This is a genomic window from Cyanobium sp. Aljojuca 7D2 (assembly GCF_024346415.1).
In the GTDB taxonomy this organism is placed as follows: Bacteria; Cyanobacteriota; Cyanobacteriia; order PCC-6307; family Cyanobiaceae; genus Cyanobium_A.
On the sequence record NZ_JAGQCX010000005.1, the window covers coordinates 114,064 to 126,690 of the forward strand.

General features: G+C 68.0%; 11 protein-coding genes. 6 read left to right on the forward strand and 5 right to left on the reverse strand.

What is annotated here, in order from left to right; all coding sequences use genetic code 11:
- Positions 1-2: 2 nt before the first annotated feature.
- Together KBY57_RS07210 and KBY57_RS07215 are read right to left on the reverse strand one after the other, a co-directional pair.
- On the reverse strand, positions 3-2,105 hold the full coding sequence (locus KBY57_RS07210; protein WP_254995197.1) for a glycogen debranching N-terminal domain-containing protein: 2,103 nt from the start codon (positions 2,103-2,105) through the stop codon (positions 3-5).
- The gene (locus KBY57_RS07215) at positions 2,095-3,204 is read right to left on the reverse strand and encodes a glycosyltransferase family 4 protein (protein WP_254995198.1); all 1,110 of its coding nucleotides are present in this window, start codon (positions 3,202-3,204) and stop codon (positions 2,095-2,097) included. The genes KBY57_RS07210 and KBY57_RS07215 overlap by 11 nt, the downstream gene beginning before the upstream one ends.
- Before the next feature lie 149 nt (positions 3,205-3,353).
- Between KBY57_RS07215 and leuC the strand changes: the two genes are divergently transcribed.
- On the forward strand, positions 3,354-4,763 hold the full coding sequence (gene leuC, locus KBY57_RS07220; RefSeq protein ID WP_254995199.1) for a 3-isopropylmalate dehydratase large subunit: 1,410 nt from the start codon (positions 3,354-3,356) through the stop codon (positions 4,761-4,763).
- Positions 4,764-4,832: 69 nt separating this feature from the next.
- Complete coding sequence (locus KBY57_RS07225) at positions 4,833-5,459, forward strand: 3-isopropylmalate dehydratase small subunit (RefSeq protein WP_254995245.1); 627 nt, start codon at positions 4,833-4,835, stop codon at positions 5,457-5,459.
- Here KBY57_RS07225 and KBY57_RS07230 read toward each other — a convergent pair.
- Positions 5,446-7,869 carry a DUF3769 domain-containing protein gene (locus KBY57_RS07230; protein WP_254995200.1) on the reverse strand — a complete coding sequence of 808 codons (2,424 nt, stop codon included), beginning with the start codon at positions 7,867-7,869 and terminating at the stop codon, positions 5,446-5,448. The two genes, KBY57_RS07225 and KBY57_RS07230, sit on opposite strands and share 14 nt — an antisense overlap.
- A 131-nt stretch (positions 7,870-8,000) precedes the next feature.
- Positions 8,001-8,120: a photosystem II reaction center protein I gene (locus KBY57_RS07235; protein WP_006172424.1), complete on the reverse strand. Its 120-nt coding sequence runs from the start codon at positions 8,118-8,120 to the stop codon at positions 8,001-8,003.
- 114 nt (positions 8,121-8,234) lie between these two features.
- Between KBY57_RS07235 and KBY57_RS07240 the strand changes: the two genes are divergently transcribed.
- Complete coding sequence (locus tag KBY57_RS07240) at positions 8,235-11,138, forward strand: alpha-mannosidase (protein WP_254995201.1); 2,904 nt, start codon at positions 8,235-8,237, stop codon at positions 11,136-11,138.
- Positions 11,139-11,147: 9 nt separating this feature from the next.
- Here the strand turns inward: KBY57_RS07240 and psbN are convergent, their stop codons facing one another.
- Entirely contained in the window at positions 11,148-11,300 is a 153-nt protein-coding gene (gene psbN, locus KBY57_RS07245; protein ID WP_094559147.1) for a photosystem II reaction center protein PsbN, read from the reverse strand.
- A gap of 133 nt (positions 11,301-11,433) precedes the next feature.
- Between psbN and psbH the strand changes: the two genes are divergently transcribed.
- From psbH to pth, 3 genes are read left to right on the forward strand one after another with little or no spacing between them, the layout of a single operon-like run.
- The gene (gene psbH, locus KBY57_RS07250; RefSeq protein ID WP_190388692.1) at positions 11,434-11,634 is read left to right on the forward strand and encodes a photosystem II reaction center phosphoprotein PsbH; all 201 of its coding nucleotides are present in this window, start codon (positions 11,434-11,436) and stop codon (positions 11,632-11,634) included.
- Positions 11,635-11,692: 58 nt separating this feature from the next.
- The gene (locus tag KBY57_RS07255) at positions 11,693-11,983 is read left to right on the forward strand and encodes a TatA/E family twin arginine-targeting protein translocase (protein WP_254995202.1); all 291 of its coding nucleotides are present in this window, start codon (positions 11,693-11,695) and stop codon (positions 11,981-11,983) included.
- Positions 11,984-11,989: 6 nt separating this feature from the next.
- On the forward strand, positions 11,990-12,625 hold the full coding sequence (gene pth, locus KBY57_RS07260) for an aminoacyl-tRNA hydrolase (protein ID WP_254995203.1): 636 nt from the start codon (positions 11,990-11,992) through the stop codon (positions 12,623-12,625).
- Positions 12,626-12,627: the final 2 nt, after the last annotated feature.

The window sequence follows — 12,627 nt, forward strand, 5'->3', positions numbered from 1 at the left end:
ATTTACTTGTGAATCACAACATCCACGCCGCTCGTGCGGCGCTTCACCAGCACGCCCGTGTCCAGCTCGCCCCGGTGCAGCTGCAGGTCGATCTCCTCCTCGCCCAGCCGCAGCCCGTGGATCTCCAGCAGGTTGATCCGCTCCGGTAGCACCGGATTGCGGAACAACACCTCCACGCGACCGCTGTCGGGGTTGTGGCCGATCCCCATGCCGGTGATGGCCTCGAGCAGCCCAAACAAGCTGCCACTGGCCCAAGCCTGGGGGCTGCAGGCCACCGGGTAGTGGGTCGGCCCCTCGTCGGACTGGCGCGGGAAGCCGCAGAACAGTTCCGGCAGCCGCTGCAGCGGCATGGCCTGGGCAGTGTCGAACAGGCCCATCAGCACCCGCATGCCCTCCGGAGTGTGGCCATAGCGGGCCAGCCCCAGCGCGATCAGCGCGTTGTCGTGGGGCCACACCGAGCCGTTGTGATAGCTCATCGGGTTGTAGCGGGCTTCGCCCTCGTCGAGGGTGCGAATCCCCCAGCCGTTGAAGCTGCTGGGGGCCATCAGCTGTCGGGCGATCGCGCTGGCAGCGGTCTTGCCGGCCAGGCCGGTCCAGAGGCAGTGGCCGGCATTGGAAGCGCGCACCTCGCAGGCCTCGCCCTGGCCGTCGAGGGCCAGGGCATAGGAGCCGATCCGCTCGCACCAGAAGGCATCGTGAAAGCGCCGCTGCAGTTGCCGGGCCTCCTGCAGCAACCGCTCCGCTTCGGCATCGTGGCCGAACAGCCGCTGGATGTGGGCCATGGCTCGGCGGGCCCCATAGCTGTAGGCCTGCACCTCGCACAGGGCGATCGACCCTTCTGCCAGACGACCATCGGCGTGGTGAACCGCATCGTCGGAATCCTTCCAGCCCTGGTTGCGCAGACCCCCCTGGGCTGTTCTCTGGTAGCGCAGGAAGCCATCGGCAGCGTTGCTCTCGGCAGCGCGGATCCAGGCCATCGCCCCGTCCAGGGCGCCGCGCAGCTCGCGGATGAAGGCCTGATCGCCACTGCGCATCAGGTAGTCGCCCGCCAGGATCAGAAACAACGGCGTGGCATCGACGCTGCCGAAGTAGTGGGCAAAGGGCACCTCGCCCAGGGCGGCCATTTCCCCCAGCCGCGCCTCATGCAGCACCTTGCCGGGTTCCGCATCGCTGGCGGGGTCGGCATGGCGAGCCTGGTGCTCCGCCAGAAACCCCAGCACGCCACGGGCCAGCCGGGGTTCGAACAGCAGCAGTTGCCGGGCCGTGATCAGGCCATCGCGCCCGAACGGACAACTGAACCAGGGCACCCCGGCGTAGGGGTACAGGCCATGGTCCAGCTGGCTGGAGAGCAGGTGCACATCCGAGGTGGAGCGGGCGATCCAGCAGTTGAAGGCAGGGTTGTCGCTGGTGACGCTGGCGGCCAGCCGGCTGGCCTCGCGGAAGCGATCCACCGCGGCCTCCAGGGCCGCATCAAACGCCGCCTCCGGTGTGGGTTGCTGGCGGTTGCCATCGGGATGGAAGTCGAGCACCAGGCAGAGCCGCCGCGGGCGGCGGGGCTCCAGTTGCAGGCTCAGCTGCAGGCAGGCTTCGTCCACCTCCTGCACAGGGCCGCTCAGCCGCACCAGGGTGCAGCGATCGCTGTTGTCGAGCCCGCGGTACACCGCTTCGAGCCCCTCGGGGGTGCAGGTGCGCACGGTGCGGCCACGCTCCGGTCGCTGGTAGCCCCGCAGCTCGAAGATGTCGCGAAAGTCGGCGTCGAAGTGCAGCGTGATCGGCACCTGCAACGACGTTTGGGCAAAGCTGGTGAAGGTGAGTTGCTGCAGACAGGCCGTCGGCGTGAGCACCGTGCTCCGCTCGAGATGCACGGTTTCGTCGTCGTTGCTGAGATGGCTCACCTGCAGCCCCAGTTCCCCCCGTTCGGTGGAGCTCAGCACCGCTCCAGCGCGACCCCACAGCCGCCATTCCAGTCGGCTGACGTGGCGCGTGCCCCTGTGAAAGACCCCTGAGTCCGCATGGGTGTCGGGGTGGATCTCGCCCCGGGCATCGAGCATCGCGAAGGTTTCCCCGTTCTTCAGCACGAACGGGGGGAGCACGTCATGCGGCATGGAGCAGGGGGTCGCGGGGTGGGCAGGGGCGGTGCAGGGAACGGTGACCGTCCTGGGCGGGCGGGTCGTCGTGGATGTCGATCAGGCGGCGGTAGAGCTGTTCGTACTGCTCGGCCTGGCGGGTCACGCTGAAGCGCTGCTCGAAGTCGCGGCGCACGGCACGGCGATCGAGCCGGTCGAGTTGGCGCACGGCGGCCACGGCCTCGGCGATCGAGTCGACCAGCACGCCGTTGAGGCCGGGTCGGATCACCTCCGGTGTGGAGCCGTTGCGCCAGGCAATCACGGGGGTGCCACAGGCGTTGGCTTCGATCATCACCAGCCCGAAGGGCTCCGCCCAATCGATCGGGAACAGCAGGGCCAGGGCGTTGCCCAGCAACTCCTGCTTGCCGGCGTCGTCAACCTCGCCGATGAACTCCACCAGGGGATTGCCTTCGATCAGGCCCGCGATGTGGTCGCGGTAGTAGGGCGCATCACAGCTATCGATCTTGGCGGCCACCCTCAGCGGCAGGCCCAGCTGGCCGGCGACGGCGATGGCCCGGTCGAGGCGTTTTTCCGGCGAGATGCGTCCCACGAAGGCCAGGTAGTCGTCGGGCTCAGGCACCGTTTGATAGAGATCCAGGGGCAGGCCGTGGTACACGGTGGCTAGCCAGTGGGCCTCGGGCAGGGGTTGGCGCTGCGCCTCCGAGATCGACACCAGAGGCAGTTGGTGGAACCGCCGGTACAGCTGGGCGCGGTCGGGGGCGGTCAGGGGGCCATGCAGGGTGTTGAGGTGGGGCACCGGCAGCTGCCGCACCAGGGGGTAGTGGCTCGCTCCGGTGTGGAAGTGCAGCACGTCGAAGCGATCGAGCTGATCCATCAATTGGTCCAGCTGGATCAGTTCCGGCACGGTGGGGTCGCCGCTGTAACCCGCCAGGCGCAGGGCCTCGGGCACGCAGGGGAACAGCTCGGCGCTGGTGCGGGAATCGCCGCTGGCGAACAGCACCACGGCGTGGCCGCGCCGCACCAGCTCTTCGGTGAGGTAATGCACCACCCGTTCGGTGCCGCCGTAGCGCCGGGGCGGGATGCTCTCGCAGAGCGGGGAAATCTGGGCAATTCGCATCGCTTGCGCGGACGGAGAGGGGCCGCGGCTCGTGTCGTCCGGGACATCTCAGTCATAGAGAGGGTTTTGGGGCGCGCGGCAGCCGGATCTGAGGCGAATGGGGCCCGGGGTCCAGCTCTAGGCTGGTTCGTCAGTCGAACGGGTCATCCGTGAGCGCCGGCACCCTCTACGACAAGGTCTGGGATCTGCATCAGGTGGCTGAGCTGCCCGGCGGCTCCACCCAGCTGTTCATCGGTCTGCACCTGATCCATGAGGTGACGAGCCCCCAGGCGTTTGCTGCCCTGAAGGATCTGGGCCTCGGCGTACGCCATCCCGAGCGCACCGTGGCCACGGTGGATCACATCGTGCCCACCACGTCCCAGGCGCGGCCCTTCGCTGACCCCCTTGCCGAGGAGATGCTCGGCACCCTGGAGGCCAACTGCGCTGAGCACGGCATCACCCTTCACGGCTTGGGTAGCGGTCGCCAGGGCATCGTGCACGTGATCGCCCCCGAGCTGGGCCTCACCCAGCCGGGCATGACTGTCGCCTGCGGCGATTCCCACACCTCCACCCACGGCGCCTTCGGCGCGATCGCCTTCGGCATCGGCACCAGCCAGGTGCGCGATGTGTTGGCCAGCCAGAGCCTGTCGATGGGCAAGCTCAAGGTGCGGCGCATCTGGGTGGATGGCCAGCTGCAGCCGGGCGTTTATGCCAAGGATCTGGTGCTGCATGTGATCCGCACCCTGGGCGTGAAGGGCGGCGTGGGCTACGCCTATGAATTCGCGGGCCCGGCCATCGACGCCCTGTCGATGGAGGAGCGCATGACCCTCTGCAACATGGCGATCGAGGGCGGCGCCCGCTGCGGCTATGTCAACCCCGATGCGGTCACCTTCGCCTATCTCCAGGGCCGCCCCTATGCCCCCAGCGGCGAGGCCTGGGAGCGGGCCGTGGCCTGGTGGAGCAGCCTGGCCAGCGGCCCTGAGGCTGTGTTTGACGATGAGGTGCGTTTCGATGCGGCCTCCATCGCCCCCACGGTGACCTGGGGCATCACCCCGGGCCAGGGCATCGGCGTGGATGAAGCCGTGCCCACCCTGGAGCACATCGCCCCCGATGAGCGCCCCCTGGCCGAGGAGGCCTACCGCTACATGGATCTGCAGCCCGGGGCGCCGATCGCCGGCACGCCGGTGGATGTGTGCTTCATCGGCAGCTGCACCAATGGCCGCCTCTCCGACCTGCAGGCCGCGGCGGCGGTGGCCAAGGGCCGGCATGTGGCTCCGGGCATCAAGGCTTTTGTGGTGCCGGGCAGTGAACAGGTGGCGGCCGCGGCGGAAGCGGAGGGCCTCGACCAGGTGTTCATCGCCGCCGGCTTCGAGTGGCGTGAGCCCGGCTGTTCGATGTGTCTGGCCATGAACCCCGACCGGCTTGAAGGCCGTCAGATCAGCGCCAGCTCCAGCAACCGCAACTTCAAAGGCCGTCAGGGTTCGGCCACGGGCCGCACCCTGCTGATGAGTCCGGCGATGGTGGCAGCTGCGGCCATCGCCGGCCAAGTGCGCGACGTGCGTGAGCTGCTGCCGGCCTGAGCCGATCCCCGCGCGTTCCGCTCCGCTTCTCCTGATTCCTTGCCCCCTGATCACGCCGTGACCGCAGCCATGAGCAGCCCCTCGTTCCCCATGGGCCCCATCACCGGGCTCCACGGCCGTGCCGTGGTCGTTGCCGGCGATGACATCGACACCGACCGGATCATCCCGGCCCGTTTTCTCAAGTGCGTCACCTTTGATGGCCTGGGTGAGCAGGTGTTCGCCGACGATCGGGTCGAACTGGCTGCGGCCCCGACCGGCCCCCATCCCTTTGATCGTCCAGAGGTGCAGGGGGCTTCGCTGCTGGTGGTGAACCGCAACTTCGGCTGCGGCTCCAGCCGCGAGCATGCCCCCCAGGCCTTGATGCGCTGGGGCATTCGTGCCGTGGTTGGCGAGAGCTTTGCCGAGATTTTCTATGGCAACTGTCTGGCCCTGGGTATTCCCTGCTTCACTGCCGCCCACGACGTGGTGCTGAACCTGCAGGCGGCTCTGGCCGCCGCTCCCGATCAGGAGCTGCGGCTGTCGCTCGACCCTCCCGCCCTGGAGGCCCCCGACGGGCGCCTGTGGGAGCTCGAGCTCCAGGCCGGTCCTCGGCAGATGTTGCTCACCGGACAGTGGGATGCCACCTCCCAGTTGTTGGCCCATGGCGCCCACCTGGAGCGCACCGCAGGGGCCCTGCCCTATCTCAACGGTTTCTAGGCCGGGGCACGAAGGGGGTACCGGTGCCCGTGAAATTGAAGTCGTTGAGCTTGACGCGGATGCCGCCGATGCCGTCGTAGGGGCTGTAATACACCCCGAGCTCGTAGGAGCGGCGCTGCAGCTTCACTTCCACATAGGAATAGGAAACATCGCCGTAGAACTCTGAGCCGTTGTCGATGTTGAAGGTGGCGCCGGCCTCGACCACGAAAGGTCCGTAGATCTGTTGGGCGGCTTGGAAACTGAGGGTGCGCAGGTCCACCGCTCGATCGAAGCCGAAGGGGCTGGCGCCGCCTAGGAAGGTGCCGGCGATCGAGGCGGAGAAGCGGGTGTAATCCAGGAAGGGCTTGTCAAACTGGCCGAGTGTGAGGCTGGGGCCGCCCCAGAGGGTGAGGGTGTTCTGGTTGGAGCCGTCGCTGTAACTGGCCAGGTAGCCACTGGCACCGAAGTCGATGCCTAGGCCGGGAACCACAGGGCTGGGGGCATAGTGGAGGCCCCGTTTCGGGTCGTCGCTGGCGTCGAGGGCGCTTCCCTGCCAGAGCTGCAAGGTGCTGCCGATCGCCAAATTGGCATAGCTGCGCCAAAGGGTATCCAGTGTGTTGGTCTGGTACAACTCGGCCTGGTAATTGCCTGATTGGGCTGCCCAGTTCAAGTTGACGGGGCCGAAAAACGGGGCCTTGGCTTGGCCTTGGTTTTTGTTCTGGCCTTGATCTAGGCCTTCGCCTTCGGTTGCTGCGCCTGGTTTTTGGCGATTGAAAACTGCCGTGCCGGCAAGATTGGCTCCGTAGGAATACACCACGGTCTGCAATCCCAGGCTGCCGTTATAGATGCGTTCGCGGTAGGCGCCAAACAGGGCAGCGCTGGCACTGTCATGGCCGGGAAGACTCAGGGGAGCGCTCAGACGCGTGGTGCTGCGGGTGCCGGAGCGGAAATTCTCAGGATCGAACGTGGACAGGCTGGCGTCGGCATCAAGGGAGACCCAGCCCATGGGCACGTTGAGGACGGCGAGCAGGCCGAACATGTCGCCGAAGGTCGCCCCCTGCTCGGCGGTGGGGCTGGCCAGGCTTTCACCCGGCAGCACAAAGCTGCTGGTGCGGCCCTCAAGGGCCCGTTGCACCATCAGTTGAGGTTGCAGTTGCAGGCTGCCGCGCCGACCCAGTTTGATCGGCTCCAGGTTGTAGCCGATGTAAAAGCCATCGCGGTCTTCTTTGTCGGTATCGAAGGCAAATCGCGCTTCCTCTTCGCCAATGGTGGTGTTGGTGATGGCCGGCAAGGAGACTTTGCCGTCGAGCAGGATCTGGGTGCTGCGGCTGCTGATGCGCGTGACACCCCGCTCATCCATCACGGCCACCACCTTGCGCGCCAGGGTCCAGGAGCCGGCCGGGGTGAAGGGATCATTGGTGAAGGCCATCGCCTCGGCTGTCCAGCGGTTGCCCCGAATTCGGATCTGGGAGCCCTGGAAGCGGATGCGGCTGACCGTGCCGCCTTTGTTGGAAGTCGGTCGGTAACCCTGGCCGTTGCGGTTGAGCGAATCGGTGGTGTCGATTACGGCCGCCAGGTCCACCTTGATGCTGGTGCTCCAGCTCTGCTGGAACCTCACGTTGGCCACGCGGGAATCGACCGCGGCGGGGCGATCCAGATCCAGAGCTGTCGGAGGCAGGGCGGCAGACGACGGGATTGGCTCAGGGTTGGGCGGCCCACCAGCATGGGGGGGGCCGAAAGCCACCGATTCCAGCGCCCGATTCAGGGGCAAAACCCGCTGGGAGAGTTCGCTGCCGGGGCAGCCGGCTGGGGCTGGCATGGTGGGCTGGCTGATGCGACCGGGCGGCAAGAGCCGCACCAGTGATCGGGCATTGGGGCTGGCACTCAGCGGCGGGCAGGCGAAGGCGGGACCTGGTGCTGTGGCGCCAGGGGCTGCTTTGGGGCTGTTGACATCCTGGGCGAGGGTGTCCTGGTCGATGACGCCATAGACATCCTCAATCTCGCCAGTGCCTTCCCAGTCGCTGTAGCGCAGACGGCTCGCCTGCAGGTATTGATCGCCTTTGGTGAGACGAATCTGGCCAGAGGCGTAGACGCTGCGGCTGCCTTCCGCCAGCTCCACCCGATCGGCCAGGAGGCGCCAGCCATTGAACCGGGCTTCAACGTTTCCGCTGGCCACGAACCGGCCGAGCTGCTGGTCGTAACCCTGCTGGTCGGCCCGAACCACCACGATGCCTGAGGCCTGCGTGGCTCGAGCGGTGGGCGCCGCGGGAATGGAGCGCTCGCCTGGGTCTCGGAGTTCTTCGGCCGCAAGGGTGGCCGGACTGAACAGGGCCGGCAGCAGAAGGGCTGGAAGGACTGCCGACGCCCGCTGCCAGCAGAACTGGCCAGGCCGGAACCCGGCCTTGAGGATGAGACGCAAAGTCCGGATCATCGAGCCCAGAACCGCTGGTGAAGCTGGCCGGCTTGGGGAGGTCGGGAACGCACGTCTGCCACTGTTCCCGCGCCAATCACCCGATGGCCGCGATCATCCCATAGGGATTTGATCGTCCGTCCGTTGCGGGGTCAGTCTTCGAGGTCCTTGCGGCTCGGGGTGCGGCTGGGGTCACTGGCCAGGAAGCCGAACACGAAGATCCCGATAAAGAAGAAGACGACCGAATAAACCGAGATCTTGAGGGCTAGCATGGTTCGGCCTTGGGGAACGGCGAGCGGGTGACAGGGAGTGACAGGCGCCTTGGTGGGCCTGGTCGACCCCGCGGCAGCGGGATCATCCTATGGGACTCGGCTTGCCATCCAACGATGCCTGAGGCCCCTGCACCAGGGCTGCCCCTGCGGATTGAAACGTTTCAGTCACGTTCGCCTCCGTCTCGTTCCCGTTGGGATCTGCAGCCACTTTGGAGCTGCCACCAGGCGGATGGCTCGCTGGGGCCTGCCCTGGATGACCCCTGGGGGGCGCGGCATCGGCCCGATTGGGCGGCCCGGAGGCTGGTGATCTGGCCTCGCGGCGGCCAGTGGCGGCAGCTGACCCTGGATCTGGCTTGCCCACAGGACTGGCGGCAGCTGCAGGCTCCGGCGCCGGTGGCCCAGGCGCGACTGGTGCTGCGCTGGTGGGCCGACCAGGTGGAGTTGCGGGTGAACGGCCAGCCCGTGCATGCCGGCGACCTGTTCGACACGGCCTGCCGTTGGCTGCTGCCCGAGAGCTGGTGGCAAGGAGAGGTGCTGCAGCTCGAGCTGCGGCTGCGCAGCCCCCGGCACGACGACGGCGCCCTGATCGAAAGCCGGCTGGAGCTCGAACCCCTGGATCCGGCTGATCCGGCGGCTCTGCTGGCCGAGACCAAGGCCGAGCTGGCCCAGATGCGGGCGGGGCAGCCGCTGGCGGGCAGTTTCCATGTGCTCGGCCATGCCCATCTGGATCTGGCCTGGCTGTGGCCGGTGGCCGACACCTGGCAGGCCGCCGAGCGCACGTTCGCCTCAGCCCTCGATCTGATCGAGCGCTTCGAGCACCTGCACTTCGGCCATTCCACTCCGGCCCTTTACGCCTGGCTGGAGCAGAACAGGCCGGCCCTGTTTACCCGGCTGCAGCAGGCGGTGGCCGCCGGCCACTTCGAGCCGATCAATGGCCCCTGGGTTGAGACCGACTGCGTGCTGATCAGCGGCGCCTCGCTGCTGCGCCAGTTCCAGCTGGGCCAGCACGACAGCGCTGCCAGGTTTCCTGGGCTGGAGCATCCGCTGGCCTGGCTGCCCGACAGCTTCGGGTTTGCGGCTGGCCTGCCTGCAGTTGCCCACAGCACCGGTGTGCGTTGGTTTTGCACCCACAAACTCTTCTGGAACGCCACCAATCCGTTCCCCCACCGGCTGTTTCGCTGGCGCAGCCGCTGCGGATCCGAGGTGCTGGCCCTGATGACCGCCCCGATCGGCACTGACGGGGATCCGGTGGCGATGGAGCGCTATCGGCTGGCCTGGGAGGGGGCGAGTGGCGTGGATCAGGCGCTTTGGTTGCCGGGGGTCGGCGATCACGGCGGTGGCCCCACGGCTGAAATGCTCGAGCAGCTGCAGCTCTGGCAGCAGCAACCGGAGGCCGCGCCGCAGTGCCACGGCAGCCTTCGCGCCTACCTGGCCGCGCTTGAGCCCTTGGCCCCCCGGCTGCCGGTGTGGCGCGATGAGCTCTATCTCGAGCTGCACCGCGGCTGCGCCACCTCGCGGCCAGACCAGAAGCGCCACAACCGCACCCTGGAGCGGCTACTGCGGGAGGGGGATCTGGCTCAGGCTCTGGCCGGCGCCTCAGGGGCCCTGGTTGAAGCGGAGCCTGCCGACTGGCGGCCGCTGCTGTTTCAGCAGTTCCACGACATCCTCCCCGGCACTTCGATTCCGGAGGTGTTTGAGCAGGCCGAGCCTCAGTGGCGCGCGGCCCGCCGCAATGCCTGCCGGCAGCGGGATCGCGCCCTGCACACCTGGCTGGGGGGCGGATCGGACTGGTGGGTCGCCCAGCTGCAGCCCCTGCCGGCCCGTGCCCGCACCCTGCGGATGCCGCCGGGCGCCTGGAACCACGGCGGCAGCGGCCTGCCGGCCCAGGCGGCCTGGGCTGGTGGCCAGTGGCTGCAGCTGCCCGCCCTGGCGGGGGTGGGGGCCCTGCCCCTGGAGCGCAGAGCGGCGCCCGCAGCTGCGGTAGAGGCGCCGGTGTGGGTGGAGGGCTGGCGCTGCGGCAATGGGCTGGTGAGCTTCGCGCTGGGCCCGGGGGGCCTGGAGCAGCTCTGGGATGGCGCGGGTCAGCCCCAGCTGGCGGGCCCCCTGGCCTGGCGCCGCTACGCCGATCGGGGCGAGTTCTGGGATGCCTGGGATATCGCCGCCAACTACCGCGACCATCCGCTGGCCTGGGCTTGGCAGGGCGAGCCGATCTGGCTGGAGCAGGGGCCGCTCTGCACCAGTTTTCTGTGGCGGGGCCGCTGTGGTGCCAGTGCGGTGCGGCTCGAGGGGCGGTTGCTGGCCAATACCCCCTGGCTGGAGCTGGTGCTGAGCGTCGATTGGCGCCAGCGCCATGAGCTGCTGCGTCTGGAGGTGCCCCTGGCCCAGCCCGCCCAGCGCTGGGCCGCCGACACGTCCGGCGGAGTGCTGGAGCGGCCCGCCCAGGCCGTGACTCCCCGGGAGCAGGCCCGCTGGGAGGTGCCGGCGATCAGTTGGCTGGCCTCGGTGGCGGCCGGCGGTGAGGGCTTGGCAGTGTTGCTCGACGGGCCCCAGGGTGTGTCGGCCAGCCCGGAGCAGCTGGGGATCTCGCTGCTGCGGGCTCCCACTTGGCCCGATCCCGGCGCCGACAATGGCTTTCAGCGCCTGCGGCTGGCCTTGCTGCCCTGCTCCTCGGGCTGGAGCCCCGCCCAGGTGCCCCAGCAGGCCGTGGACTTCCGCGAGCCCCTCTGGCTGCGTCCGGTGGTGGCCCAGGGCCGGCCCGGGCGGCGTCAGGCTTTCCCACCCCTGGGCGAGGGGCTGCTGCTGCTGGGCTGCCGGCCTTCGGGAGAGTGTGGGACGTTGGTGCTCACCGTGCAGAACTGTTCCCCTGCCCGCCGCCGTGTGGAGCTCGGCAGCGCCTGGCAGCTGGTGGAGCGCCTGGATGGCCTGGATCAACCGCTGTTGCGTGCCCAGGCGACTGGAGGGGATCCCTGGTTGCTGATGCCCTGGAGCCTGGGGTTCTGGCGGATTCGGCCAGCCTGAGATTGAGCCTCAGTCGTCGTGGTCGTCGAAGGGGTCGGTGAGTCCCTTGGAGGGCGGGCCGAATGCCTGGTACACCCCGAAGCCGGTCAGGGCGAGCAGCACTGCCAGCACGGCGAGGGCCACGGACAGGGCCGGAGAGCTGGTGGTGGCGGTGGGATCCATAGGGGGAGATCGGCGGGCCGGTGGGCGGGCAGGTGACGGGTTGCGTCACAACTGTCTTCGCCCCGGCGCGCTGAGGCACGCAGGCCCCTTACAGTAACGAGAGCGAATCCATGCCCGAGAGGCTGCAGAAGACATGGCCCAACGCACCCGCCTCGGAGACATCCTGCGCCCACTCAATTCGGAGTACGGCAAGGTTGTTCCCGGCTGGGGCACCACGCCCGTGATGGGCATCTTCATGGTGCTGTTCCTGGTGTTCCTGCTGGTGATCCTGCAGCTGTACAACAAGTCGCTCCTGCTTGAGGGCATCACCGTCAACTGGAATGGCCTCGGCTGAGCCGGCGCTGAGCCGGCGCTGAGCCGGCGCTGATCGCTCCGCCCCAACCCCTTCTCCCATGAACGTCTTCGGCATCGGCCTTCCCGAATTGGCGGTGATTGCTGCCATCGGGTTGCTGGTGTTTGGGCCGAAGCGTCTGCCAGAGCTGGGGAAAACCTTGGGGCGCACCCTCAAAGGGTTCCAGTCGGCTTCCTCGGAGTTCGAAAAGGAATTTCGCTCAGCCATCGCCACCCCTGATCTGGCATCCGCCGATCTACCTCCTGCCAGCGTCGAGCCGGCGCCAACGGCCCAGGTCCTTGATTCGACGTCCCAGCCTGATGGTCCGTCGGATGCGCGTCCGGCGGCCTGATTTGTCGTGAGCTCAGGTTTTCCGGAGTCTGCTGCGCCGTTGCAGCTCCTGGTGGGCTTGGGCAATCCTGGCTCCAAATACGCCGCAACGCGGCACAACGTTGGTTTTATGGCGTTGGAGCGACTCGCCGGTGCCGGGGGCGTCGCGTTTCGCCAGCAGCCCAAGTTGCATGGTCTGCTGGCGGAGGTGGGCCAGGGGGCGATGCGCCTGCGGCTGTTGATGCCCCAGACCTACATGAACGACAGCGGGCGCTCGATCCGGGCCGCCCTCGACTGGTTTGGTTTGGAGACCTCCCAGCTGCTGGTGGTGGTGGATGACATGGATCTGCCCCTCGGCAAGTTGCGCTTGCGGGCCTCTGGCAGTGCCGGCGGCCATAACGGCCTGCGCAGCACGATCAGCCATCTGGGCACCCAAGACTTCCCGCGTTTGCGCATCGGCATTGGCGCTCCGGGCCACGACCCGGCTGAACGCCGCGCCCGCACCGTGGGCCACGTGCTGGGGCGATTCAGCGCGGCCGAGCAGCCCCTGCTTGAGGCGGTGCTGGCCGAGGTGGAGGCCGGCATCGGCTTGATCCAGCGCCTCGGGCTGGAGCGAGCCGGTAACCGTCTCAACAGTTTCCAGCCGGAAGGCGCGGCAACCTGACG

Bases quoted from the DNA above. Each gene is read 5' to 3' on its own strand.
- KBY57_RS07210 (WP_254995197.1), bottom strand. From the start codon at position 2,105: ATGCCGCATGACGTGCTCCCCCCGTTCGTGCTGAAGAACGGGGAAACC.
- KBY57_RS07215 (WP_254995198.1), bottom strand. From the start codon at position 3,204: ATGCGAATTGCCCAGATTTCCCCGCTCTGCGAGAGCATCCCGCCCCGG.
- KBY57_RS07225 (WP_254995245.1), top strand. From the start codon at position 4,833: ATGAGCAGCCCCTCGTTCCCCATGGGCCCCATCACCGGGCTCCACGGC.
- KBY57_RS07230 (WP_254995200.1), bottom strand. From the start codon at position 7,869: ATGATCCGGACTTTGCGTCTCATCCTCAAGGCCGGGTTCCGGCCTGGC.
- KBY57_RS07235 (WP_006172424.1), bottom strand. From the start codon at position 8,120: ATGCTAGCCCTCAAGATCTCGGTTTATTCGGTCGTCTTCTTCTTTATC.
- KBY57_RS07240 (WP_254995201.1), top strand. From the start codon at position 8,235: ATGCCTGAGGCCCCTGCACCAGGGCTGCCCCTGCGGATTGAAACGTTT.
- psbN (WP_094559147.1), bottom strand. From the start codon at position 11,300: ATGGATCCCACCGCCACCACCAGCTCTCCGGCCCTGTCCGTGGCCCTC.
- psbH (WP_190388692.1), top strand. From the start codon at position 11,434: ATGGCCCAACGCACCCGCCTCGGAGACATCCTGCGCCCACTCAATTCG.
- KBY57_RS07255 (WP_254995202.1), top strand. From the start codon at position 11,693: ATGAACGTCTTCGGCATCGGCCTTCCCGAATTGGCGGTGATTGCTGCC.